At 70.0% G+C, this 24,077-nt stretch carries 19 protein-coding genes, 1 tRNA gene and 2 pseudogenes; 13 read left to right on the top strand and 9 right to left on the bottom strand.

Going from position 1 to position 24,077, the window contains the following annotated elements:
• Nucleotides 1–6 precede the first annotated feature (6 nt).
• Nucleotides 7–642 carry a TetR/AcrR family transcriptional regulator gene (locus ACGFR7_RS26010; protein WP_393323797.1) on the bottom strand — a complete coding sequence of 212 codons (636 nt, stop codon included), beginning with the start codon at nucleotides 640–642 and terminating at the stop codon, nucleotides 7–9.
• Nucleotides 643–734: 92 nt separating this feature from the next.
• On the opposite strand from ACGFR7_RS26010, the gene ACGFR7_RS26015 reads away from it, so the two are divergent.
• The 8 genes from ACGFR7_RS26015 (at nucleotide 735) to ACGFR7_RS26050 (ending at nucleotide 12,571) form a co-directional block, all read left to right on the top strand.
• Nucleotides 735–2,216 carry an amidase gene (locus tag ACGFR7_RS26015; protein ID WP_393323800.1) on the top strand — a complete coding sequence of 494 codons (1,482 nt, stop codon included), beginning with the start codon at nucleotides 735–737 and terminating at the stop codon, nucleotides 2,214–2,216.
• A gap of 592 nt (nucleotides 2,217–2,808) precedes the next feature.
• Nucleotides 2,809–4,392, top strand: coding sequence for an FAD/NAD(P)-binding protein (locus ACGFR7_RS26020; protein WP_393323803.1), 1,584 nt, complete (start codon nucleotides 2,809–2,811; stop codon nucleotides 4,390–4,392).
• Nucleotides 4,392–5,792 carry an MFS transporter gene (locus ACGFR7_RS26025; RefSeq protein ID WP_393323806.1) on the top strand — a complete coding sequence of 467 codons (1,401 nt, stop codon included), beginning with the start codon at nucleotides 4,392–4,394 and terminating at the stop codon, nucleotides 5,790–5,792. The genes ACGFR7_RS26020 and ACGFR7_RS26025 overlap by 1 nt, the downstream gene beginning before the upstream one ends.
• Nucleotides 5,793–6,606: 814 nt before the next feature.
• Nucleotides 6,607–6,810: a cold-shock protein gene (locus ACGFR7_RS26030; RefSeq protein ID WP_006604711.1), complete on the top strand. Its 204-nt coding sequence runs from the start codon at nucleotides 6,607–6,609 to the stop codon at nucleotides 6,808–6,810.
• A gap of 338 nt (nucleotides 6,811–7,148) precedes the next feature.
• Nucleotides 7,149–8,669: a DEAD/DEAH box helicase gene (locus tag ACGFR7_RS26035; protein ID WP_393323809.1), complete on the top strand. Its 1,521-nt coding sequence runs from the start codon at nucleotides 7,149–7,151 to the stop codon at nucleotides 8,667–8,669.
• 60 nt (nucleotides 8,670–8,729) lie between these two features.
• Entirely contained in the window at nucleotides 8,730–9,122 is a 393-nt protein-coding gene (locus ACGFR7_RS26040) for a CBS domain-containing protein (protein WP_393323812.1), read from the top strand.
• Between the two features lie 60 nt (nucleotides 9,123–9,182).
• Entirely contained in the window at nucleotides 9,183–9,491 is a 309-nt protein-coding gene (locus tag ACGFR7_RS26045) for an SCO5918 family protein (protein WP_393323815.1), read from the top strand.
• Nucleotides 9,492–12,244: 2,753 nt separating this feature from the next.
• A complete protein-coding gene (locus tag ACGFR7_RS26050) occupies nucleotides 12,245–12,571 on the top strand; it encodes a MerR family transcriptional regulator (RefSeq protein WP_393323818.1) in 327 nt (108 codons plus the stop codon).
• A gap of 609 nt (nucleotides 12,572–13,180) precedes the next feature.
• Here ACGFR7_RS26050 and ACGFR7_RS26055 read toward each other — a convergent pair.
• The 3 genes and pseudogenes from ACGFR7_RS26055 to ACGFR7_RS26065 form a co-directional block, all read right to left on the bottom strand.
• Nucleotides 13,181–13,662: pseudogene (locus ACGFR7_RS26055) on the bottom strand (IS701 family transposase); the annotation flags it as partial.
• Nucleotides 13,663–13,832: 170 nt separating this feature from the next.
• Nucleotides 13,833–14,204 (bottom strand): VOC family protein, encoded by a 372-nt coding sequence (locus tag ACGFR7_RS26060; RefSeq protein ID WP_393323820.1) that lies wholly within the window; start codon nucleotides 14,202–14,204, stop codon nucleotides 13,833–13,835.
• Nucleotides 14,205–14,535: 331 nt separating this feature from the next.
• Nucleotides 14,536–14,670 (bottom strand): hypothetical protein, encoded by a 135-nt coding sequence (locus ACGFR7_RS26065; protein WP_393323823.1) that lies wholly within the window; start codon nucleotides 14,668–14,670, stop codon nucleotides 14,536–14,538.
• 370 nt (nucleotides 14,671–15,040) lie between these two features.
• Here ACGFR7_RS26065 and ACGFR7_RS26070 point away from each other — a divergent pair, with 370 nt between their 5' ends.
• Nucleotides 15,041–16,024 carry a helix-turn-helix domain-containing protein gene (locus ACGFR7_RS26070; protein WP_393323826.1) on the top strand — a complete coding sequence of 328 codons (984 nt, stop codon included), beginning with the start codon at nucleotides 15,041–15,043 and terminating at the stop codon, nucleotides 16,022–16,024.
• An 81-nt stretch (nucleotides 16,025–16,105) separates the two neighbouring features.
• Here the strand turns inward: ACGFR7_RS26070 and ACGFR7_RS26075 are convergent, their stop codons facing one another.
• From ACGFR7_RS26075 to ACGFR7_RS26090, 4 genes are all read right to left on the bottom strand, one after another.
• Nucleotides 16,106–18,286, bottom strand: coding sequence for a permease (locus ACGFR7_RS26075; RefSeq protein ID WP_393323829.1), 2,181 nt, complete (start codon nucleotides 18,284–18,286; stop codon nucleotides 16,106–16,108).
• On the bottom strand, nucleotides 18,283–18,489 hold the full coding sequence (locus ACGFR7_RS26080; RefSeq protein ID WP_393323831.1) for a hypothetical protein: 207 nt from the start codon (nucleotides 18,487–18,489) through the stop codon (nucleotides 18,283–18,285). Before ACGFR7_RS26080 ends, ACGFR7_RS26075 begins: the two co-directional genes overlap by 4 nt.
• Before the next feature lie 95 nt (nucleotides 18,490–18,584).
• Nucleotides 18,585–18,929 (bottom strand): hypothetical protein, encoded by a 345-nt coding sequence (locus ACGFR7_RS26085; RefSeq protein ID WP_393323834.1) that lies wholly within the window; start codon nucleotides 18,927–18,929, stop codon nucleotides 18,585–18,587.
• Nucleotides 18,930–19,671: 742 nt separating this feature from the next.
• Nucleotides 19,672–20,106: a hypothetical protein gene (locus ACGFR7_RS26090; protein WP_393323835.1), complete on the bottom strand. Its 435-nt coding sequence runs from the start codon at nucleotides 20,104–20,106 to the stop codon at nucleotides 19,672–19,674.
• Between the two features lie 326 nt (nucleotides 20,107–20,432).
• On the opposite strand from ACGFR7_RS26090, the pseudogene ACGFR7_RS26095 reads away from it, so the two are divergent.
• A pseudogene (locus ACGFR7_RS26095) lies at nucleotides 20,433–20,723 on the top strand (tyrosine-type recombinase/integrase); the annotation flags it as partial.
• A 91-nt stretch (nucleotides 20,724–20,814) separates the two neighbouring features.
• On the opposite strand, the gene ACGFR7_RS26100 reads toward ACGFR7_RS26095, so the two are convergent.
• Nucleotides 20,815–20,888: transfer RNA gene (locus ACGFR7_RS26100), tRNA-Thr, on the bottom strand.
• 178 nt (nucleotides 20,889–21,066) lie between these two features.
• Here ACGFR7_RS26100 and ACGFR7_RS26105 point away from each other — a divergent pair.
• The 3 genes from ACGFR7_RS26105 to ACGFR7_RS26115 all read left to right on the top strand — a co-directional run bounded on the left by ACGFR7_RS26105 (nucleotide 21,067) and on the right by ACGFR7_RS26115 (nucleotide 23,803).
• Nucleotides 21,067–22,203, top strand: coding sequence for an ABC transporter ATP-binding protein (locus tag ACGFR7_RS26105; RefSeq protein WP_393323837.1), 1,137 nt, complete (start codon nucleotides 21,067–21,069; stop codon nucleotides 22,201–22,203).
• A gap of 424 nt (nucleotides 22,204–22,627) precedes the next feature.
• Entirely contained in the window at nucleotides 22,628–23,044 is a 417-nt protein-coding gene (locus tag ACGFR7_RS26110; RefSeq protein ID WP_350252942.1) for a hypothetical protein, read from the top strand.
• A 30-nt stretch (nucleotides 23,045–23,074) separates the two neighbouring features.
• Nucleotides 23,075–23,803, top strand: coding sequence for an NDP-sugar synthase (locus ACGFR7_RS26115; protein ID WP_393323840.1), 729 nt, complete (start codon nucleotides 23,075–23,077; stop codon nucleotides 23,801–23,803).
• Nucleotides 23,804–24,077 lie beyond the last annotated feature (274 nt).

Here is a 24,077-nt window from a genome sequence, read left to right on the forward strand (position 1 = left end):
AAGGCTTTACCCGCCCGGATGCTGCGCCAGCGTGGTCCAGGAGCGCAGGAGCAGGTCGAAGGCGTCGACGACGACGTCGTCCGGGATGCCGGCGGGGGCCAGCAGTCGCTGGATGAGCAGTCCGTCCTCCAGGGCGTGGACGATCAGGGCGAGGAAGGCGGGGTCCGCGGGCGACTCGACCCCGCGGGCGGCGAACGCCTGCTGCAGGCCGGAGGCATGGGCGTCGCGGGCGAGGAGTTCCCGTTCGGCGAGCAGCGGCCGCAGTTCCTCGTTCCGCAGCGCGTGCAGGACGAGCTCCATGCGCAGGGCGAGCCATGCGGGCAGGTGCCGGGCGCGGGCGCGGTTCCAGGCCCTGAGCTTGTCGAGGGCGTCGGCGAAGGAGGTGGCGTCCTGGGTGAGGGTGCGGACTTCGTCCAGTTCGCGGCCGGTGCGGTGCTGCAGCAGCTCGGCGACGAGGGCGTTCTTGTCGTCGAAGTTCCCGTAGAAGGCGCCGCGGGTGTAGCCGGCGCGTTCGGCGATCTGCTCGACGGAGGTGCCGTTGACACCGCGTTCGGTGAACAGTTCGGCGGCGGCGTCCAGCAGTCGGCCACGGGTCTGCTGCCGGCTCTCTTCGCGGGTCAGGCGCTTGCGTTCGGGTGTCACGACGGCATCCTACGGCGCACCCCGGCTCGATATTCATTTCTGTATCCAAATACAGCTCTGTATCTTAATCGCCTGAGCGAAAGGAGGGTCCGATGGGGACCACAACGACATTCACGGACCTGTGGGCGCTGCAGGCGTCGGAGCTGGCCGCGCTGGTGGCCCGGGGGGAGGTGTCAGCGGCGGAGGCCGTGGAGGCGCACCTGGAGCGGATCGCCGCGGTGAACCCGCAGGTGAACGCGGTGACCCGGCTGCTGGAGGACAGCGCCCGGCAGGCGGCACGGGAGACCGACCGGCGCCGGGCGGCCGGGGAGCGGCTGGGCCCGCTGGCCGGGGTGCCGTTCACGGTGAAGGAGAACATCCACGTCGCCGGTTCGGCGACCACGCACGGCGTCCCGTACTTCCGCGACTGGGTGGCACCGTCTGACGCTCCCCCGGTGCGCCGGCTGCGCGCGGCCGGGGCGATTCCGGTCGGCCGCACCAACATGCCCGACCTGGCGATCGCCGGAGTGCACACGGTCAGCCAGCTGTTCGGGGACACCGTCAACCCGTGGGACCCGCGGCGCACTCCCGGCGGCACCAGCGGCGGCGATGCGGTCGCGGTGGCGACCGGCATGGCGCCGCTGGGCCTGGGCAACGACTCCGGCGGGTCGGTGCGCAACCCGGCGACGTTCAACGGCGTCGCGGGGCTGAAACCGAGCTACGGACGGTTCCCGGCCGATCACCGGATGAACGACCAGGAGCCGGTCCTCGGCCACCAGCTCTTCCCCGTGGACGGGCCGCTGGCCCGGTCGGTGGCGGACCTGCGGGCGGCCTACGAGGTGCTGGCGGGCCCGGACCCGCAGGACCCGCGGGCGGTCCCGGCACCGCTCTACGGCCCGCGGCCGGAAACGCCGGTGCGGGTCGGTGTGGTGTTCGACCCCGGCGGCCGCGGCGACGTCCACCCGGACGTGCGCGCGGCGATCGAGGCGGCGGCCGCCGCCCTGGAGGACGCCGGGCACCCGGTCGAGGAGGTCGAGGTGCCACGGCTGCAGGACGCCCTCGACGGCTACGGCGCGCTCCTGCGGACCGAGTTCACCCTGGCCTGGCCCGTGCTCAGGCGGCTGCTCACCGACGACAGCGCCCGCCATATCGAGCTGGACACCCAACGCCACCCGGCCGTAGGCCTGGCGGAATACCTCCGGCAGACCGGCGTACGCCTCGGCGTCCAGCGCGACTGGGCCCGCTTCTTCGAGCACTGCCCGCTGCTGCTCGGGCCGGTGTCCACACAGCCGGCACCGGAGCCGGTGATACCGCGGACCGCGGAGGAGCACGACGCGATGATGACGCCGATGCGACTGCTGACCGCGACGACGTACGTGGGGGTGCCGGCCGTGGCCGTGCCCACCGGTCTCGCGGCCGGCCTGCCGCAGGGCGTGCAGGTCGTGGCGGGGATGTACCGCGAGGACCGGTGCCTGGACGCGGCACGGCAGATCGAGGAACGCCTGGGCGTACTCGCTCCGCTGGACCCACGCCCCCACCGGCCTGACGGGGGCCATCGGGCCGGTGGAGGCCATCGGGCCGACGGAAGCCACTGAACCGGCAGAGAGCGACGGAGAGCGACGGACCGGCGGAGCGGAGAACCGACGGGAGCGGGCGTGACTCCTCACCGAAAGGGCCCGCGGCAGCCGGAGAGGCCCGACCGTACGGAAGCCCAGGTTCCACTCAGATGGTCAACTACCGGCTGTGCACTGCAATTTGGCCATAAGTGGCTCGGAAGCGCTGTCATGGCCCTTTTGAGCCACTTGGACCGCCAAATTCGGATGGCGATCGACGAGCAGCAGCCTAGAATCAGCCACATCGGCCGGTCGCCCGCCTGGCCGATGCCGTTGCACCGGTTCCGGGGGAGAACTACGGGGTGCCGCCGTTCCTGGAATGGCGGCACTCCATGAGGTGCGCGGAGAACCACGGCGGGCGGGGTGCGCCGTCATCTCGGCACCTGGGTACGGAAGGAGCGGGCCGGCCAACGGCCCGCCACGGGCCGACGCGATCGTCCGCGAACAGCCCCGTACTCCTTGCTTCTTGCTTCATGGAACCACCGGCCCCCACCGGCCTTGATCGGGAGGGCCGCCCGTGGCGTGCCGTCGCGATCGCCGACCTGCTGCTTTTCATGATTTGCTGGAGACTTCTGTGACATCTCGCCCCGTCATCGCCGTCATAGGCGGTGGTGCCGCCGGAACCGCCTTCCTGGCCGCCTGCGCCCGTGAACTCTCCGCGGACAGCCGGGAGTTCGCCGCGGACATCCATGTCTTCGACCCGACGGACCGGTTCGGTCCGGGCGTCGCCTACGCACGGGACACCCACGCCGCCCTGTTGAACCGTCCGCTGTCGGCAATGTCCGTGGACTACAACGACCCTGGCCAGTTCCGTCGATGGCTCAATCGCTCCGCGGAGCAGCTGCGTTCCACCGCCATCCCCCTGGACTGGAAGGCCGCCTCGGCCTTCGCACCCCGCACCGCCTTCGGCCACTACCTGGAAGGGGTGTTCGCCCAGGCCTGCGACGACCTGGAACACCTCGGCGCCCGGGTGACCACCGTGCGCAGCTCGGTCACGGAGATCGCCGAGGTCACGGAGGTCACCGAGGCCACCGCGGTTGCCGGGCTCACCGGGACCGCCGGGCTCACCGAGGGACCGGACGCCTACACCATCACGACCGCGGACGGCATGAGATTCACCGCCGACAGCGTGATCCTGGCGGTGGGAACGTTGCCTCCCGTCGACGTTTTCGGCCTGGCCGGCGCACCGGGTTTCATCGCCCAGCCCTATCCGCTGGCACCGTCCCTGGCCTGCGTGGACCCCGCGGACCGGGTACTGGTCCTGGGCACGGGACTGACCGCCGTCGACAGCGCGCTCGTGCTCACCGAGCAGGGCGTACGGGTCACCCTGGCCTCCCGCTCCGGCTTCGTACCGGATGTCAGGTCCAGTCCGGTATCGCGCTGGGATGATCCGGAACACTCCTTCGGCGGCCTGGAACTCGCCTCCCGGGGTGCCGTGACGCTCAGGGACATCTACGCCCTCATCGATTCCTCGCTCCGTGACCACGGCACCAGCCTGCGGGACGCGGTACGACCGTACGCGGAACGGTGGCCCGCGGCGGAGCTGCTGCGGTCGCGGCTGGCGGACCCCGGCCCCGCCGGCCTGCTCCAGCGCTGCGTCACCACACTCACCCCCGCGTACTCCGCGCTCTGGCGTGCCCTGCCCCCGGGGGAGCAGCGGGCCTTCCTGCGAAGACACCACCGCGCCTTCGCCTGCCTGCGGAACCCCATGCCGCCGGTGAACGCACGCAAGCTGGTCACTCTCGCCGAGGCAGGGGACGTCAGCTTCCGGCGCGGTGTCACCGCGGTACGCAGGGAACCGAGCGGCGGATTCACGGCCGCGTTCGCCGACGGCTCCACCGAGCGGTACGACCGTGTCGTCAACGCCGTCGGCCGCACCAACGACCTCACCGCCGCCCCCGAAGGCTCCCTGCTGCGGGACCTCGCGCGCCGGTCCCTGGTGGCCGCGCACCCGGCAGGTGGCATCCAGGTGGAACCGGAGAGCAACCGTGCGCTCCGTCCGGACGGCACCCCCCGGCCGGGCTTCCATGTGGTCGGCGATCTGGCCTCGGGCGTCCACTTCCATTCCAGCTCCATGGAGTACGTCGCCCGGCAGGCGGCACGAGTCGCCCGCTACAGCGTCGACGAGCACGACCGGTACGCCCTGCAGGCGGTCTGATGACCGACAACATCCGCCTCTCCCGGGGCCTCACCCTGTGCCTGATGTCGCTGGTGTGTGTGCCCCAACTCGCCCTCGCCGCCTTCGTTCCGGCCATCCCGCAGATCGGGACCCACTTCGGCGCGGGCGAGTCGGACCTCAGCCGCTCGATGGTCGGCTACATGGCGGCGTACGCCATCTCCATGCTGGTCACCGGCCAGTTGGCCGACCGGTACGGGGCGAAGCGCACCCAGCTGGCGGCCCTCGCCCTGTTCGCGGGCGCCTCCGCACTCTGCCTCCTGGCCCCGAACGTCGCCGTCTTCATCGCCGGCCGGGTCCTCCAGGCCCTGGGCGCCGGCGCGGGCACGGTCATCGCCCGGCTCTGGGTCCAAAAGGACCTGCCGCAACGGGAACGGCTCAATGTGCTCACCGCGCTCACCACAGTGATCGCGGTGACCCCGGCCGTCTCGCCGCCGCTCGCGGGCCTTCTGGTGCAGTACGCCTCCTGGCGCGTGCTGTTCGCCTGTATGACGGCACTCGGCATCGGCACCCTCGTAGGCGCGCTGCTCCTGCTCCCCCCCGACAAGCCGCGCAACAGCCCACAGACACCCGCCACCCGCCAGACGACGTCACCGTCACCGTCATCACCACAGGCAGCGGAACCGGCACCGACGGCGTCACCGGCCCCCTCCCAAGGACCGCTCACCGCATACCGGCGCATCCTCGCCCACCGCGACTTCACCGTCTTCGCCGCCGCCATCAGCCTCGCCTGGTGCGCGTACTTCACCTTCACCACCTATTCCAGCCACGCCATCCAGGTCGGCCTCGGCGCCTCCCCCGTGGAGTACGGAGCCCTGTACACGCTGGTGATCGCCGGTTACGTGACGGGGAGCAGCGCGGCCAAGCGCCTGGGACGGGTGCGCTCCCTGGAACTGGTCGCCCGGCTTGCTGCCTCCGTCGCGGCGGCCGCGGCGCTCGTGATGTCCGTCAGCGTGCGGATCTGGCCGGACGAGCCCCTGAGCCTGGTCGTCCCCATGGCGTTCTGCATGGTGGGAGTCGGGGCGATGTTCCCGACCTGCCAGGCCGGAATGATGCGCTACGACGGTCCACACGCGGGCGCCGCCTCCGGCTTGTTCTTCGCGCTGCAGATGGCATCCGGCGCCGCCTACACCGGAGTGACCGGGCTGGGCGGTGACCCGGAGTTCCCAGGACTCGCCGTGGCCATCGCACTGCCCGCTCTCGCCCTGCTGCTGGTCTGCGCCGTCCTGATGCGCCCCGCTGCGGGACGCTCACCACAGGAACCGGCAGGCACACCACGCCCGGCACCCGAGCGGCAGCCGGGCACGGAAGCCAAGCGGCCCCCCGGCCGGCCGGAGGCATCCGCGGCAGCGGCACTCCACCACGAAAAACCAGGCCCCTGACCGGCGCTACACATCAACGCAGTCCGAAACCGAAACCGGAACCGAGACCGAAACCGGAACCGGAACTGCAACCAGAACCAGAACCGGAACCGGAACCGGAAAGGGAACCGGAACCAAAAACCAGACACCTCCGCACAGCTCACAGAGCCCCCGGCCACGACACCACGTGTCGTGGCCGGGGGCTCCCGCCAGACGCCGTGGCTGTACGGCAGTCGAGGTACGCCGGCAGCGCGTCGCCGCCTCCCGGCACCACCGTCGTCCTCTACGCCGCCGCACCCACGAGGGCCTTGGCGGGGCTCGCGCGCATCGCGGCGGTCAAGGACGCCACAAAAACTGGCCCCACGGACTATGAATATTTACTGTTGCCAGCATAGTTTTCCCTCAGGCTGCAGCAATAGAACGAGACTGCCCCCTGCCCGACAGTTGCGCAGTGCGGTTCGGCCAGGCACCGATGGTGCCCGGCCCGCCTCTGCAGAGCCCGGGCGGCCGGGGATGTCGATGCATTTTCGGTCGAATACGGGCGGGCGCCGCTGCTGAATATCTCACGCCGCAACTACAGAAATGACCACCGGTGCGGCAAGGGTTTTTTGACGCTCTCGAAAGCGTCGGGATCATGTGCCGCGTATGGCTGCCAATACCGTGCTACCGTCCATCTCAGTTGCAGTTGTGGTTCCCAAGACTTCAAGCGTGCCCGCTGTCGTACACGGCGGAGCGCTTTCGTATTTCCGGTGTTTATTTCCGGACGGGCAATCAACGCAGCGATACGGAGCTCGCACGGCGTGGGCTCCGGGCACTGCCCCGAAGGAGATATGACATGGCTACTGGCACCGTGAAGTGGTTCAATGCGGAAAAGGGCTTCGGCTTCATCGAGCAGGAGGGTGGCGGCGCCGACGTCTTCGCCCACTACTCGAACATCGCCGCCCAGGGCTTCCGCGAGCTGCAGGAAGGCCAGAAGGTGAACTTCGACGTCACGCAGGGCCAGAAGGGCCCGCAGGCCGAGAACATCGTCCCCGCCTGACGCGTCACACCGTAGCTGGGGCCCGCACCTTGGGTGCGGGCCCCAGCTCGTTGCTTTTCGGGGTTCCCATGCGCCCCACCACGGCCGCACACGCGGCAAGCGGGCAGCGATCCCGACTCCCCGACCGCTATGACACGGCAGCAATCCGCCCGAATTATGGTCCGGCAGCTGTTTCGCTCTTCTTTGCGGAGGCGCCGGTCCCGCCTCGGCGTACCGGGTCGGCACATCTCCTCCCCGCTTCGTTCCATCCCATTTCATCGGTTCGTTCTTGCGATTCTTTGTGTGCGGCTCATTGCCGCCGGGAATTCCTCGACGTACCGCATCGAGGAAGGTTCTCCATGAACCGCACAGCTCGCACGAACGACCGCTACTCCCGCTCCGCCGGCTCGTCCGGCTCAGGCCGCGGCGGCTACCGCTCCGGTGGTCCGAACCGCTCGGGCACGGGTCGCTCCGGGGGCTCAGGACGGCGCCCCGCGACACTGCAGGGAGAGTTCGCCCTTCCCGTCACCCACACTCCCGCCCTGCCCCCGGCTGAGACGTTCGCCGAGCTGGACATGCCGTCGGCGCTGCTGGCGGCCCTCAGCGCGGAAGGCATGTCCGCCCCGTTCCCCATCCAGGCCGCCACGCTGCCGAACTCGCTGGCCGGACGCGACGTTCTCGGCCGCGGCCGCACGGGATCGGGCAAGACTCTCGCCTTCGGTCTGGCCCTGCTGGCCCGTACCGCCGGGCAGCGCGCCGAGCCCCGTCAGCCGCTGGCCCTGGTCCTGGTCCCCACCCGGGAACTGGCCCAACAGGTCACCGACGCCCTCACCCCTTACGCCCGGTCGCTCAAGCTGCGGCTGACCACCGTCGTCGGCGGAATGTCGATCGGCCGCCAGGCCGGCGCGCTGCGCGGCGGGGTCGAGGTGGTCGTCGCCACGCCGGGCCGGCTCAAGGACCTCATCGAGCGCGGCGACTGCCGGCTGAACCAGGTCGGCATCACCGTGCTGGACGAGGCCGACCAGATGGCCGACATGGGCTTCATGCCCCAGGTCACCGCGCTGCTCGACCAGGTCCGGCCCGAGGGCCAGCGGATGCTGTTCTCGGCCACCCTGGACCGCAACGTCGACCTGCTGGTCCGGCGCTACCTGACGGACCCGGTGGTCCACTCCGTCGATCCTTCGGCGGGCGCGGTCACGACGATGGAGCACCACGTGCTGCACGTTCACGGCGCGGACAAGCACGCCACCACCACGGAGATCGCCGCCCGCGAAGGCCGGTCGATCATGTTCCTGGACACCAAGCACGCCGTGGACAACCTCACCGAACACCTGCTGAACAGCGGTGTCCGCGCCGCGGCCCTGCACGGCGGCAAGTCCCAGCCCCAGCGCACCCGTACCCTGGCCCAGTTCAAGACCGGCCACGTCACCGTCCTGGTGGCCACCAACGTCGCCGCCCGCGGCATCCACGTCGACAACCTCGACCTCGTCGTCAACGTCGACCCGCCCAGCGACCACAAGGACTACCTGCACCGCGGCGGACGCACCGCGCGCGCCGGAGAGTCCGGCAGCGTCGTCACCCTCGTACTGCCCAACCAGCGCCGCACCATGAACCGCCTGATGGCGGACGCGGGCATCACCCCGCAGACCACCCAGGTCCGCTCGGGCGAGGCCGAACTGAGCCGCATCACCGGCGCCCAGGCCCCCTCCGGCACCCCGGTCACCATCGCCGCACCAGTCGTCGAACGTGCCAAGCGCGGCGGCTCCTCCACACGCGGCCGCCGCAGCCGCCCCGCCCAGGCCCGCCGTGCCTCCGGATCCGGATCCGCCCGAACCGCGATTCCGGCTGCGCGGCAAACCTCTTCGGCTCCGGCCGCCTAGGCCCTGTCCCGGACGATCACGCTCGGCCCGTCGGATCACCATCGTCACGGAGGCTTTCGTTTGACGCTGCAGAGCTACCCCCAGGCGGACCACTCCGGCAAGGCAGCCGGCGACGTCATGTCGTCGCCGGGACCACAGGTCGGCGACGACATGATCGTCGACGTGGCCCTGTCCGTCCTCATCGGGTCCCGTGCCGACCATCTCCTCGTCCGTGACGAGGACGGGCGGTGTACGGGCCTGATCACCCGTTCCCAGATGGCGGCCCACGACCAAGGCTCCTGGTACACCGAGGAGACCCGATTGCGGGACCTCATCTACGATCGTGGGCCTTTCACTTCGTCAGTGATGTCCGCACACGACGCGGAACGCGCCATGCGTCAGCGCGAGCTGCGGGCCTCACCCGTGATCGGTGAGGACGGGCACGCCCTGGGCGTCGTCGTCCTCACCCGTTGACCCCTCTCCGTCCAGGCCGGCGATCCGTTTCCGGCTTCTCTTCGACCTTGTAGAGGCACTATGCGCGTCGTCATCGCCCGCTTCCCGTTCGACCTGCTCAAGACCGAGGTGCAGGATGCGATGAAGGGCATCGAAGCCGAACCCATCACGGGTGAGTCCGTGCTCATCGGTCGCCGCCATTACCCCGTCAAGCAGGTCGGGGAGATCATCACCCGGCAGGATCGCCGTGACTTCTCCGCCGGTGAAGTGACCCGAGCCCTGAGCCGCCTCGGCTTCGTGTGCCGCCCGGCTGCCACGCTCGTGCCGCCGACCGGTCTCACACCACTGGAGACGGCGTCGGCCTTGCTGGGGCACCCGGCCCGAGCCTGACCGGACCGCTGTGGGCAAAGAATCCGCCCCGCAGCAGCCAACTCAACGGCCGGAAGAGCGCCAGGCTCCTACTGTCCAGGCGCCGGCATCCCCCATGGCGACGCGGTACATACCGCTCGTCTCGGGAAGTCCGGGACTTCCCTGCGGGCGGCATGGCATGGACATGCAGCCCACATCAGCGCCGGCCCCTGCACCCCCTGGCCGTGCTCCTCCCCCGCCGTCCGCTGACCACGGCGATGTGCCTGCTCGTGGGCCTTGTCCTTCAATGTCCCGATGGCCCTCCCGGGCCCCGATGCATCAGAGGCGCGGAACCTCGGACGCCGCCGAGAGATCAGGGGACACCTCGACCGCGGTGCCCATCAGGCTGATGGCGAAGAGCTCCGGCGACGATATCGACGGTGCTCGTCCGCATGGCTGCTGTGGGGTCACGCTGTCCGACGCCGGCTGAACGTCCCGGGGCGCGGCGGCAGCACTCGAATGCACCGCGGGGCCCTGGTGCCGAACACGCACCAGGGCCCCCAGGGATTTGAACACCATCTGCCGGCTTACTGCGGTGCCGGCCTTCTGTTTCCGCACCGTCGCCCGGGAGAGGGCGGGAAGTGCGGGGATCGCAGCTGCGTGACCGGGGACCACCTTCCAATCCGGGGTCTGCGGTACCCGAGCGGACTTACCGTCCTCGCCCGGGCGATCCTGATGGCGCCTGCCTCCTTCTCATCCTCCTGCCGACCTGCTCTTACTCCTGCGGATCCACTGTTCCGCTCGCGACCCCGGGGGCCGCCCGGCCCGGCAGTCAGTCGCGGGGCCCACCTGCATACCTCTCGGCCCCGCGACTCCACTGCCGTGCCTCTTCTGGTACTGCACGCGCGGCAGTTCGACCTCTGCCGCGCTTTTCGATCTCTTGGCTACGACAAAAACCTTAACCCCTGGGAGACCGCATGTCTATCGCCGACATGACAGATTTTCCGTGAAGGTGGTGTCCGATCTTCTGTCGGCCACGCCTAGTGAAAACTGCACCGGGAAGCGCGTTGACGGAGCGTGGCAACCGAGCGGGCGGGCACACCGCCTGCCACGGCAAGAAGGTGCAACAGATCACGGGTGGGGTGTACGTGCATGAACGGCATGAAGACCAGCGGCGCCCCTCACCCCGTACCGACCGCGATGCGGGGCGAAAGCCCGGACAGCATCCACCGGGCCCGAGAGGCGACCCGCACGTTCACCGACAACCTCACCCCAGCCCAGCACCGGATCCCGAGCGCGCGGACACCTTCCTCCTGGTGGTTTCCGAACTCGCCACCAATGCACTGCGCCACGGCGGCGGCCCAAACCGGTGGCCAAGGAGGGTGCGGCCGTCAGCGACCAACCAGCGCACAGCTCAACGTTCGGCGCAGCGTCAGGGCGGGAGAAGGAGCGGACCGCCCGCCGTACTTTGATCCTGGTGCGCGCGAGGCGGTCCACCCAGTCGATGAGCTGTTCCTCACCGCACTCCTCCCCGCCGGTTTCGCGCTCCTCGATCAAGCCGTCCGAGAAGCACAGGACGCGCTCGCCCGGTTCCGCGGCAGGTCGCGATCCGGGGTCCTGACCGCCGAAGCCGGCCGGGCAAGGTGATCGGGCTGGGGAGCGTCCGGATGGCGCGCTCTCCGGTATGAGCAGGGGTGCGGGAGGTCCCGCGTGGACCGGACCCGCTGAAGGTGCCGTCGCCGTGTTGAGCCGCCCTCGTGGGCGAGGGTCATCGTGCGCGGCAGACGTGCCCGGTCGTCGCCCGTCCGGGGCCTGGGGTGGTGGTGACGTTGCCGGTGAGGCGGCGGATCATGTGCCATCCGAAGCCGCCGGTGCCGCCGGTGAGTCGCGGGCGCGTTCGCGCCGGGGGGCTTGCGTCGCTGACGGCAACGTTCACTGCATCGGCGGTAGCGCTGAGTTCGAGGTGTCATGACCCTCCGTGGCGCAGGGCGCTGGCGGCGAGTTCGGAGACTCGGGGCGAGGGCTCCCGCAGCCCCGGAAGGCCCGGAAGGCAGGGCCGCATCGAGACTGTCGGCGAAAGCACGGGCGATGCCGCGGGCGCGCGGGATGCCGGCGGGGCTGTTGCCTTCGAGGGCGACAGGGGGCCTCGGAGCTGTCGTGCGGGTTGTCATCGTGCCGTTCATGCGCTCACACCCCGCCTGGATCGGTGGTGCCGCCGGGCTCAGCTTGTGCCCGCCGGGCCGGTCCCCCCGGATGGCACTCTTCCGGGGGTGCATGAGACAGAACTCCACTCACTGGCTGTTGAGAAAATCTGTCACGGCGAGCGTAGACATGGATGCGTGCGGAGGTTAGTGTTTTCTCGTACCCGAAGAAGTCGAAGAGGGCACGGCAGAGATGAACTGCCGCGCAAGCAGGTCAGGCAGGATGCGGAACGGCAGTGGAGTGACGGGGCCGGAAAGGATGGTTCCTTCACTGACTGCCGGGCCGAGCGGCTCCAGGGGCCGCATGCAGTACCCGCGATATCCAGCAGTGCAACCGAATAACCGAATGAGGTAAGGAGCAGACGCCATCAGGATCGCCCGGGCGAGGAAGAAACACCGCTCGGGTACCGCAGGCCCCGGATTGGAAGGTGGTCCCCGGTCACGCATCCGCGATCCCCGCACTTCCGCCCTCCCAGGCGGACACGCGGAACAAAATGGCCGGCGCAGTCAGCCGGTAGATGGTGTTGAAAGCTCGGGGCCCGGGTGCCGGAACGGCATTCGGGCCCCTCGACGCGTCCCCGAAAGAAGAGGTCTATGCCCCCTCGCGATCCCCGCCCCGCCGACAAGTTCGACGACGACGATTACCCCGCCTACACCATGGGCCGGGCCGCCGAAATGATCGGCGCCGCCCCCGCCTTCCTCCGCGCCCTTGGCGAGCACCGCCTGATCACTCCGCTGCGCTCCGAAGGCGGCCACCGCCGCTACTCCCGCTACCAACTACGCATCGCCGCCCGCGTCCGCGAACTGGTGGACGCCGGCACCCCCATCGAAGCCGCCTGCCGCATCATCATTCTCGAAGACCAACTCGAAGAAGCCCAGCGCATCAACGAAGACCTGCACACCCGCGGCGCCACCTCGTAACAGCGTTCCGAGACCGACCTGCCCGAGCTGCGCACCGCTGGGACCGCGGCCTGACCCGCGACGGCAGACGTTGCCCCGGCGGCCGGGCCAGCCCCGTGAACCAGGCCGCCCGCTGCGCCGAGGTCCAGGAGGGCCTTGGGCCGCTCGGCCACCTCGCCAAGCCCCAACCCCGGCCGCCATGGCTCCGCACGCACACGGCAGCTCTCACTCCCGTATGGCGGCATTGCAGGGCTACCGTCGAACCGACGAGCCGACCGGAACCCATCGGGGGATTGCTGGCTCAAAGGCCCACTCTTCTGCGGACACTGATCACCAGACGCCACTGGCAGGTGTTCGAGACGTCCAAGCTTCACCAGCTGGGTTGGCGACGGCCAACGGATGACTCGCACCACACGGTTCACGCGCAGAGCGCCGCGCCGGCCGTGACCGAGCCATGCGGTCATGAGGCCGCTGCGACACCGCTGGGTTCGATCCGCCCTCTGTCCCCCTCAGCAGGTCCGCGTCCGGTGCACTCGACGCGCCGGGCCGCGGTTGCTCGGGACCCTGGACCCTCTGGTGTCAAGCGACCGTGCAGTCCTCGACGTCGTGCGCGCATGTACGCCAAGCGCGGGCGGCTTCCGGCTTGGTCGCGAAGGCGGTGTCCTCGCCGAGTCCGGCGGCCCGGCAGCGGTCGGGGTCGGCCCTCCAGGAACGGGGGACGTACAGTTCCCGGTCCACTGCCGCGTGCCCGCGCGGGCCGGCGTAGACCAGGTAGACCGCGCCCGGGCATTATCGATCCTGCCCGCGGTGACGGTGTACTGGCGCTGGACGCCGACCGTTCCGGTGCCCTTCTTCACGTACCCGGTCTCGTCGACCACCAGCACCGCCTGGTCGTCGTGCAGGTGCTCCACCACGTATTCGCGCACGTCGTCGCGTACCTGGTCGGCGTCCCACTTGGCCCGGCCGCGCAGGTGCTGCATGCCCTCCGGGGTGGTCTCCCCGGCCCATGCGGCGGTGGTCCAGCGGCTCTTGCGCGGCAGGCCCGACAGCAGCCCGAGCACCAACTGTCTTGTCCGACGCCGGGGTTCGACCCGTGTGAACCGTCCCGCGATCGGCCCATCAGGCCTTCGAACGCCTCCTGCCAGCGGGCAGGGTTTACGCTGTGACCTGCGCCACCACGTGATCGTTAGTCTTCACACACCGATGATCAACGGTGGCCGCACCTGCCTTTCCCCCCGGAAGACGGACATCGCTGAGCGAAAGCGAAGCTCCGGCCTCTCTGTCAGCCTCTGAGGAGACAGAAGGGGTGGCCCGCCGGATCTGCGAAGATCCTCCAACCGCGGGTGTCGACGTGCAGCAGCGTGGCGCCGAAGCCGAGGACCTGTTCCTGGGCCCGGTCAAGGTCCGGGACATCGAGGTCCAGATGAAACTGCTGCGGGTACGTGCTGTCCGGCCACCGCGGCGCCCGGTGATCCTTCACGCGCTGGAACGCCAAGACCAGGCCAGAGCCCGTGTGAAGGGTCGAAAAGTCGTCACCGACCGCCCACCTGGAATCGGGCTGGTTGACCGCGCCGCCGAGGAGCGATTGGTAGAACCGGGCGAGTTCAAGGACATCCGGACAGTCCAGAACCACGCACTGCAGCCTGCCGATCACCGGTGTTCCTCCAACATCACGGGCCCCTGGCTCCGGTGAGCCACGGCCCGACGCGTGGGAAGGCGCAACGTAGGACCGCCGAGCGCCTAGACCTTAGCCGCATCTTCCGCCACTCGGCCGGCACATCACGATCTACAGCTGGAGCACTGAAAGGTGTCCCGTAACCGCTGGTCGTCACTGAGGAGCGACGCGTAGGCCTCGGGCATACCAGTCGAACCGTCTGCCGTTCTCGCTGCGGGTCCGCTCGCCAGGGGCGAAAACCTGCCCGCCGCGCGACGGCGGCGGATGCGGGAGTCCCGCCTCGACCTGGGTCACCGCCTCCTGCCCGCCCTCACTGGCCGCGCGCACCGGATTCCACCAGCTCGACGATCCGCCGGTAGTCCACCGCGAGCGCGTCCGATGTCGCCGCCTCGTGCCGGCGCGGCACGACGGACCCCACAACCGGACCCAGGGTCTTCTCGCTCACGTCTGGCGCCTCCCGCACCCGGGCAGTCGCCACCCGCTCCTCCGATAACCCCAGCACCGAAGGCACCGGTCACCTCCGCACCAACGAGAATGAACTGATCGCCCGAACTCTCCCGCGGCAGCACTAAACCATGCCTGGACAGCGGAAACTCAATGATCACATTCGGAAGGACAACAGCTTCTCACCACATAGGACACGGCCTTATGGCATCACATTCATCCATGCCGGCCGCAAGAAGCTGCCTGCCGACCGGCGTGGAAGTGGCGACTGCGCGAAACGTCGCGTGACCGGCTGCAGAAGAGCATCCGCTTCAGGCATACCGTGAGGGCGGACCGGCGTACTCGCGGGGACAAGAAGGGGGAATGAATTCATGCTCGGAGAGATGGTGTTCCGGAGCGACGACGTGGCTCCGGCGGACCGGTTCGACTACTGGCGTGAGCAGGTCGTCGGGAGCTTTATGCCCATGGAAGTTCTCAGTGACCACGTGACCGACTTCGCTGTCTCACAGCGCATCGTGGACCTCGGCGCCGTGCGCTTGCGTACGACTGAGCACACGCCGATGACCCTGCGGCGCACGGCGCAGCTGGTCCGGCGGTCCGACCCGGAGCACTACCACCTGTCACTTGCTACCAGCGGGAGTGCCAAGGTCGTCGACCCCGGCGGCGACGCATGGTACGGCGTGGGCGACCTGATCATCATGGATACCTCACGCCCCCATCACGTGGAGATGGACAGCGGTGAGAGCCAGGATCAGGTGCGGGGGACGGGCCTCTTCGTCCCCCGGGAGCTGCTGCCCCTGCCGGCGAAGGGCGTCGAGAAGCTGATCAACCGGCCGATGTCGGGGCGGGAGGGCGTCGGCGCCCTGCTGGCCCAGTTCCTCACCCAGGTATGCAGGGACAGCGGCTCCTACCGGCCCGCCGACGGGCCCCGGCTGGGAACGGTGGCGCTCGACCTGGTCTCCACGCTGCTCGCCCACACCCTGGACGAGGACACGCTCGCCCCGGAGACCCGTCGGCGCACCCTGCTCCTACGCATCCAGGCGTTCATCCAACAACGCCTGGCCGATCCCGACCTGACGCCCAGCTTGGTCGCAGCCGCCCATCACATATCCCTCAGCTACCTCTACCGCGTCTTCGAGGACGAAGAGGCCACCGTAGCCGCCTGGATCCGCCGCCAGCGCCTCGAACGCGCCCGCCGCGACCTCGCCGACACCGCCCTCCGCCACACCCCCGTCCACACCATCGCCGCCCGCTGGGGCTTCCCCCGCGCCGCGGACTTCACCCGCGCCTTCCGCACCGCCTACGGCATGCCCCCCACGGACTACCGGAACGAGGTGTGCCGGGCTGCTGAGTAGGCCGGCCCCGGACCTCCGCCTGCTGTCGGCGGCGAATCAGAGTCGGCGTAGGGGGAGTTGGTCGCGTCAGCCGTCCGCGGGTCACCCTCGCTGAGCCGCGCGGATGGCACTCCGTCCGCCCAGGACAGTGACCACGGCGGCCATCAGGCCGCCGCCGCACAGTGCGGCGGCGAGCAAGCACCAGGAGTATGTCCCGGTCCCCAGCACGGCGGTCAGGAACCCGGCGTGCCAGGCGGTGACGACGACGGCGATCATCGTCGACACCAGCAGGGGGACGGCCAGATGCCATCCGGCCGCCGCCCGGAGGACGGTGTGCCCACCGGCCGGGTCGGCGAGCGGCACAAGGGTGTGCCGGACCCGCGCGAACTCCGCAGCCGCGCTGAAGCCGCCGGCCAGCAGCAGGAGAGCGAGTCCCAGCGACCCGAACAGCAGAACCCAGTTGTTCAGCCGGGTCTTGGTGCCGGCGCCGACCAGCCAGGTCTCTCCCGGGGCCTCGACATTCACCGCAGGAGCCAGCGAGTACGCGGCTCTCTCCACCGCGGCACGCCGGGCCGGGCCGTCGCTGATCACCAGCAGTGAGCCGCGCAGCCGGTCGAGACGCAGCCCGGAGGGCGCGGCCTGGACGCGCAGCCGCCCGTACCAGTCGCGGATCTCCGTCACGCGTAGGTCGCCGCCGGTGACCGCCCTCGGCGTGGCGGGGCACCCGAGGCCGAGCGTCCGCACAGTACGGCAGGAGCCCTGGAGTAGCGCCCCCTGCTGGTCGAGGTCCATGGTCAGGCCGAGTACGTGGGTCCCGGCCGGCAGGGAGCCGGACAGCGCCTCGATCGCTGATGGGGGGAGGTCACGGCTCTGGACGTTGAGCACGCCGTCGCCGATCCGGGCCTCGGTGGCGCGAGCCGCGGTCGCCTTCTCGCCCACGTCGCTGTTCGCTATCTGGAGCTGGCAGACGAGCCCGAGCCCGATGATCAGCGCAACGGCCGGCCGGACCACGACACCGGGGTGCGCGACCGTCCACCGTCCTCCGACCAGTCGACCGGGACGGCCGGTGCGGAGCCCGTGTGCGGCGAGCTTCGCCCCGAGCGCGCGGCTCGCCACAGTGGCCACGGAGGGCAGTAGTGCCCACATGACGACCGTGCCGCCGATGAAGGTGCAGAGGCCGGCCGGCCCCACGAGGTACTGGCTGAACACGACGGCGGCGAGGCCCAAACCGCACCCGGCCGGCCGCCACCGCGGAACCGTGGCGGCCGATGACCGCCGTCCGGTTGCGGCACCCCGGCATGCCGGGCTGGGGAGAACGGCCACCGCGACCAGGGTGACGGTGAAGGACAGGACCAGTGCGGCGAGCGCCATGGGCCATGCCGACCGCAGGTCGCCGCTGTTCAGCAGATAGCCGGTGGCGGGAATCCGGAGGTCGGTGGTCATCGCGCCGAGCATCGGGAGGGCCGCCAGGGCCGTTCCGGCCGCGGTGGGCCGCACAGCCTCGCCGATACGGACCGCCGCACGGTGGCACGGGGTCCCTCCCGGCGTCGGCGACGGACCGCTGCGCCGGCCGCGCGAGCCGGCCCGCGCGGCGACGACCAGCAGCGCCAGCGCCGGTACACCGGTCAGCACCCCCAGGGCGAGCAGCGCATGGGTGAGCGGGCGGGTGTAGAGGGACTCCCCCATCGGGTAGCTCTGCCCGAACCCTCGTGCGTACGACCAGGATTCCCGTTCGCGGGCGTCAGGGGCGTGGGAGGGCCCGACATACGCGAGGCGCTCCGAGGGGGAGACGAGACCGGACCTGCCGATCATGCCCGCGTAGTGGCCGTACCGGTTGGTGATCCCCTCGTGCTGCCCCGCCCGGACCAGTTCCGGCGAGAGCATCACCTCGCCGGGCGCCGGCCAGCGGGTCAGGCCCGGTGGGGGCTGGGCCCCGGGCTTCAGCGGACGGAGGTAGACCACGCTGTGCGCGACCTTGCCAACGGAGTCGAAGCCCTCCCGCCACAGCGCGACCGCGTCCTGCTGCCGTTCGGTGATCACGGGTCCGCGGGCCTGGTTCCGCGCCGCCCGCCCGTCGTAGGTGGCGATCGTGGCGACTGCGGCGAGGGCGACGACGGCGACCGCCGCGGAGGCGGCGTACCGTGCCCAGAACCCCAGGCGCCCGCCGGTGCCATCACGCCCGGCGGCGCAGCCGATGCGGACCCACCGCCACCACAGCAATACGCCGCGACGCTCCGGCGCAGCGGCGTCCGCTCCGGGTGTCTGGCCTGCGACCGTGCTCATATGACCACCTCCTTCGCCCCGTTCATGGCTTCCGTCAGCACCCCGGCCCCCAGCCGGAGCGTCCGCCGGGCCGACGAGCCCGGCTCGACATCCAGGTCGACTGCGCCCAACAGCACTCGCTCGCCCAGCCGATGGCGAAGACCGGCCACTTGAAGGCCGGTCGATTCCCCCGCCGTCACCACGGTCGGCTCCCTCGTCGTCACCCCGGCCATCTCGGGGTGCGTGGAACAGGTTCGAAAAATAGCCGCCGGGCCGGACGTCACGCGGCCGGCCCGGCGGATGGGCACTAGACCGGCTGTCAGGGCGCCTTCCAGCCTGAGCAGTCGTCACCGTCCCCGTAATTCACGTCGCATGCCTGGAAACTGATGATGCGGGACCCGCTCCCGGAGTACGCGGTCGTGTTGGGGCCGTTCTTGTTCCACAGGGTCCGCTTGGTGCCGGGGCTGGCCTTGCGGCGGTACTCCGCCTTCGCCGGGTCACCGTCACGACTGCCGTCCTTGACGGCGATCCGCCCGGAGCTGCCTGCCGCCGGGGTCCACGCGGTGGCACCGCCCCCCTTCGCGGACGTCGCGACCGCGGTGGTGGTGGGTACCACGAGCGTGGCGGCGAGCAGCGCTCCGGCAACAAACTTGAGTTTCGTCATTCTTGTTCCCCCTTCTTGATGAAAAGGCTTAGGAAATCCTCGACTTGGTCGCATCCGATTCCCCTCTCTGAGCGGGCCGACCGCAAGCCGGCGCCGCATTCTTCGCAACCGATTCCCCGTACGCCGCCGACCCCCGATTGCGCGGTGGAGTAGGGCGACTTCGGTGCGGATTCATCCGGCTGCCTCCATCAGAATGCCGGGAGGCCACCCAGGCGTCGTTAGCTGTGGTTCCACAGTCCCTTGGCTCTGCTTCCACAGAGCGTTGTCCAACCTGAAGCCGGCGGTCGCGGGGCCGGTGCGGGCCGTACGGCTTGCGCTCATGCTCCGCGGTACCGGGGGTGACCGGCGTGGCGTTCCTGGGATCGAGGGCGTGTCCGCGGGCTCTTCCCCTGACGGACTTCCAGCGGCCGGACGGCGGTCCTGGAGGCCGGGAGCGCGAAGTCAGTCAGTCCGACGCTGCATCACGAAGGGCTGGTGCTCTTGCTCGCATCCCTGGCAGGCATCGGACTCGCGATCGCAGCCCTGCATGTGTGGGAGCCGCCCCCCCGCCTCGCGTGGCAACTCCAGCACCACACCGCGAGGGTCTGCGACCTCGGCCGCACATCCCCCTCGCCGCCGACATCGTCCCCAGGGGCGCCGCCCGCCACCCTGCCGCTGCCGCTGCCGCTGCCGCCACATGCTGCGGGGCCCTCCAGCGCCTGGCAAGGGGCCCGGCCCCTCACGCGCGGGGACGGCGGGTTCGCTATAGCTGTCCCTCCAGGGCGTCACGCAGGTGGTTGCCCGGATCACGCAGGAACAGTGCGGGGATCTCGGTGTCCGGTGCGGTCGCCGGCCGGTCGTCGCCTTCTTCCAGGCCCTCGTCACCAAGGCCGATGATGAACGGCCGGTCGCTGGGGTCGTTGGTGGGGCGCCGTTGCCAAACCATGGCGTGGTTGCGGACGAAGACTTCGCCGAAGTACCAGTAGGCGACCTGCACAAACGGGCTGTCCTCGGCGTCCTGGATTTCCTCGTAGCTGGTGAACCGGTCGCGGATCGCCTCTTCCAGCCGGTCAAGGGATTCCATGGTGAAGTCCCACACTCCGCCCACCTCGGCCTCCCACGCGGCGAAGGCGTCCTTCTGGGTAGCCAACCAATTGACCAGTGTGGCGTTTGCGATCCAGCTCTCGTTCCCCGTCATGCCCGCGACCATACGGACCGTGCATGACGGGGAGCGATAACGACCCATGACGGAACGGGCATTGGTACCGGCACGCCCGTTTTCCATTGAGAGGTCGGCGAGTTGAGCCCCTCCAGCACCAGTGGGGCCGAGTGCGGTCCGGGCCCTGACCCGAGGGCGAGCTCACCGAACCACCGAGCTCAACGCTGCCGAACGCCGCATCTGGGACACCTCCCCACGCGGTCAGGCCGGCGACTTCCGCTTCTCGCCGCAGAACTCAGGTACCTTCCGGTCCAGCGGTCAGGACGCCGCGGCAATGCGGGGCGCCAGCTTGACCACCCCGGCTCGTCGTCACCACCCGCTCCGGTCGTCCGATCGAGCCGCGGAACCTGAACCGCTCCTTCTCCCGGCTCACCGTCTCGGCCGGCCTCCGCCCCATCCGCCTCCACGACGCCCGGCACGGCTGCGCCACCCTGCTCACCGCGGCCGGCGTCGCCCCTCGCGTCCTGATGGAGACCCTTGGCCACAGCCAGATCAGCATGACCATGGACGTCTACACCCACGTCGCCCAGGACACCCAGCGGGAAGCGATCAGCCACATGGACCGGCTGCTGAAACGGCGGCTCGATCGGCAGTGATCTCGACCGACCACCCGCGTTGATGTCATCCGTAGATGTCAGAAGCCCCAGGCCACCTCCGGCCCGGGGCTTCGTCCCTGTTCAAGCTGAGAGCCCCCTGTCGGATTCGAACCGACGACCTTCGCTTTACAAGAGCGGTGCTCTGGCCAGCTGAGCTAAGGAGGCGTGCGTGAAGCAGTGTACCCAGGTGGGCCGGGTGCGGGTTCCCGAATTTGTGAGTGCAGGGCTACTGACACCGGGGGCGGCTGCGGGTAGCGTCACGGCGAGCCCACGTCAGTGGGCCAAACCACCTCCTTTTACTCGGATCGTCCGGCACGTTCCTGCCGGTGAAGGGATTTTCACCATGGCTACGGTCACGTATGACCAGGCAACCCGTATCTACCCGGGTTCCGACAAGCCCGCCGTCGACAAACTGGACATCGCCATCGAAGACGGCGAATTTCTTGTCCTGGTCGGCCCCTCCGGATGTGGCAAGTCCACCTCGCTGCGGATGCTCGCGGGGCTGGAGGACGTCGACGGAGGCGCCATCCGCATCGGGGACCGCGATGTCACCCACCTTCCGCCCAAGGACCGGGACATCGCCATGGTGTTCCAGAACTACGCGCTCTACCCGCACATGACGGTCGCCGACAACATGGGCTTCGCGCTCAAGATCGCCGGGGTGCCGAAGGCCGAGATCCGGCAGAAGGTCGAGGACGCGGCCAAGATCCTGGACCTCACGGATTACCTGGGGCGCAAGCCCAAGGCGCTGTCCGGCGGTCAGCGGCAGCGGGTCGCCATGGGGCGTGCCATCGTCCGGGAACCGCAGGTCTTCCTCATGGACGAGCCGCTCTCCAACCTGGACGCCAAGCTCCGCGTCCAGACCCGCACGCAGATCGCGGGGCTGCAGCGGCGGCTCGGGATCACGACGGTGTACGTCACCCACGACCAGGTCGAGGCCATGACCATGGGCGACCGGGTGGCCGTGCTCAAGGACGGTCTGCTGCAGCAGATCGATTCGCCGCGGAACATGTACGACCGGCCGGCGAATCTCTTCGTGGCGGGGTTCATCGGGTCGCCGGCCATGAATCTGGTCGAGGTGCCGATCACGGACGGCGGCGTGAAGTTCGGCAACAGCGTCGTCCCCGTCAGCCGTGAGGCGCTGACCGCGGCCGCCGACAAGGGCGACACGACGGTGACCGTGGGCGTACGCCCCGAGCACTTCGAGATCGTCGAGCAGAACGGCGCCGCCGCGAAGTCGCTGTCCAAGGAGTCCGCCGACGCACCGGCCGGTCTGGCCGTCACGGTCAATGTCGTCGAGGAACTGGGCGCCGACGGCTATGTCTACGGCACCGCGGAGGTCGGCGGCGAGGTCAAGGACCTCGTCGTACGGGTCAACGGCCGCCAGGTCCCGGACAAGGGCGCCCGGCTGCACGTCGTACCGCGGCCCGGCGAGACGCACGTCTTCTCGACGTCGTCCGGGGAGCGCCTCACCGACTGATTCGGGAGCCGACGCGACCCGGCCCGACCCGGCCCGGCCCGACCCGGCCCGGCCCGACCCGGCCCGACCCGGCCCAACCGATGCGGGACCCGACCCAACCGATGCGGGCGTCCGCACCGGCCGATGCGGGACCCGGCCCGGCCGATGCGGCAGCCCGCTGATGCGGGACCCATTGATAGCGGGTGACTGGCGCGCGTGAGAGCGGCGGCGGCGGTGGGGGGTAGTACCCGGTACTACCCGGCACCGCCGCCGCTGTGTGGTGCGGCCGCTGTGTGGTGCGGCCGCGCCAGGACGGCACCATAGGGGCATAACCGTGCTTTTCGTATCCGTGCGTCAACATCGAAACCGCACCGACGAGCCAATGCATCCCTCGATAAGGTGACCAAATGTCGCCAAATCATCACTCCTCGCTACCATCGCGACCGTGAACTCCGCAGCCCGCCGCATCGGCAGAACTCTCGCCCTCGTCCTTCCCGTCGTCCTCGTGCTCTCCGGAACCCTCGCGGTCACCCGCGTCCCGTGGGCCTCGACGGCCACCGACTCCCAGGTGCTGACCGCGTCGTCCGGAAGGGCCTCCACCAAGGCCGGCCCGCTCGCCCCCCAGGAGGCCCTGCGCAAGCGCCTCCTGGTCGAGCTCCAGGAGAAGGACCCGGGCGTCGCCCTGACCCACCTCCAGGAGGCGACCACCAAGCGGCCCTCACTGGCCAAGCACTGCGTCTCCATCGCCCGTGACCTCGGCCGTGCCGCGGTCGCCAAGTACGGTGCCGCACACCGCGCCCAGGCCTTCTCCCGCCCGGTCTGCGACACCTCCTTCGCCACCGGCGTCGCCGCCGCCCAGTGACCCCAGCTCGCACCCCCTAGGGTGCGAACCATGACAGGTGCCCAGCATCCTCACCCCACGCAGGCCGTGGTCCTGGCCGGCGGCCAGGGCTCACGTCTCCGCCCGTACACCGATGACCGCCCCAAGCCGATGGTCGAGATTCCCGGCACCGGGACCCCGATCATCGGCCACCAACTGAACTGGCTGGCCGAGGAAGGCGTCACGGACGCCGTCGTCTCCTGCGGGCACCTCGCCGGGGTACTCCAGGAATGGCTGGACCGGGCCCGACTGCCGTTGCGCGTCACGACCGTTGTCGAGACCGAGCCGCTGGGCCGCGGCGGCGGCCTCAAGTACGCGGCCGGCTCCCTCCCCCGCCCGGACGAGCCCTGGTACGCCACCAATGGCGACATCTGGACCCGCTTCCCGCTCCGGGAGATGGCCGCCTTCCATCACGAGCGCGATGCCGAGGCCACCCTCGCGCTTGCCCGCCCCCGTATCCCCTGGGGCGCCGTGGAGACCGACGCGTTCGGACACGTCCTGGACTTCATCGAGTCGCCGCCCTCGCCGTATCTCATCAACGCCGGCGTCTATGTCTTCTCCGCCGCGTTCACCGAGCTCCTGCCCGACCGCGGCGACCATGAGCGCACCACCTTCCCGCGCCTCGCCCGCGAACGCCGGCTCGCCGGATTCCCGCTCCCCCAGGGCGCGTACTGGCGCGCCATCGATACCGCCAAGGACCTCACCGAGGCCGCCAAGGAGCTGAGCGCGCACGGAGGTTGAGGAGGGAGGCCCCCGGGCCCCTAAGCCCCCGCAGGCCCCCTCAGCCCCTTTCGCGGGCCCCTCAAGCCCCACCCACCGGCACCAGGCGCGCTCCCTCCCTGCCGCCCGCCGCGCTCCCCCCGGCCCTCACCCACCCGGCACGCGCCCGTCGCGCTCGCCCGGTCCTCACCCACCCCTGACCCACCCGGCACGCGCCCGCCCCGCTCCCCGCCCGCCCACACACACCTGTCCCTGACCGCTCCCCCTCCCCGTTCACAGCCGGTGGATCCGGGCC

It is taken from the genome of Streptomyces sp. NPDC048516 (assembly GCF_043199875.1).
Lineage (GTDB): Bacteria > Actinomycetota > Actinomycetes > Streptomycetales > Streptomycetaceae > Streptomyces.

Excerpts from the sequence above, each read along its gene's own strand:
- ACGFR7_RS26015 (WP_393323800.1), top strand. The coding sequence starts at position 735 with ATGGGGACCACAACGACATTCACGGACCTGTGGGCGCTGCAGGCGTCG.
- ACGFR7_RS26025 (WP_393323806.1), top strand. The coding sequence starts at position 4,392 with ATGACCGACAACATCCGCCTCTCCCGGGGCCTCACCCTGTGCCTGATG.
- ACGFR7_RS26030 (WP_006604711.1), top strand. The coding sequence starts at position 6,607 with ATGGCTACTGGCACCGTGAAGTGGTTCAATGCGGAAAAGGGCTTCGGC.
- ACGFR7_RS26035 (WP_393323809.1), top strand. The coding sequence starts at position 7,149 with ATGAACCGCACAGCTCGCACGAACGACCGCTACTCCCGCTCCGCCGGC.
- ACGFR7_RS26045 (WP_393323815.1), top strand. The coding sequence starts at position 9,183 with ATGCGCGTCGTCATCGCCCGCTTCCCGTTCGACCTGCTCAAGACCGAG.
- ACGFR7_RS26050 (WP_393323818.1), top strand. The coding sequence starts at position 12,245 with ATGCCCCCTCGCGATCCCCGCCCCGCCGACAAGTTCGACGACGACGAT.
- ACGFR7_RS26070 (WP_393323826.1), top strand. The coding sequence starts at position 15,041 with ATGCTCGGAGAGATGGTGTTCCGGAGCGACGACGTGGCTCCGGCGGAC.
- ACGFR7_RS26075 (WP_393323829.1), bottom strand. The coding sequence starts at position 18,286 with ATGAGCACGGTCGCAGGCCAGACACCCGGAGCGGACGCCGCTGCGCCG.
- ACGFR7_RS26085 (WP_393323834.1), bottom strand. The coding sequence starts at position 18,929 with ATGACGAAACTCAAGTTTGTTGCCGGAGCGCTGCTCGCCGCCACGCTC.
- ACGFR7_RS26090 (WP_393323835.1), bottom strand. The coding sequence starts at position 20,106 with ATGACGGGGAACGAGAGCTGGATCGCAAACGCCACACTGGTCAATTGG.
- ACGFR7_RS26105 (WP_393323837.1), top strand. The coding sequence starts at position 21,067 with ATGGCTACGGTCACGTATGACCAGGCAACCCGTATCTACCCGGGTTCC.
- ACGFR7_RS26115 (WP_393323840.1), top strand. The coding sequence starts at position 23,075 with ATGACAGGTGCCCAGCATCCTCACCCCACGCAGGCCGTGGTCCTGGCC.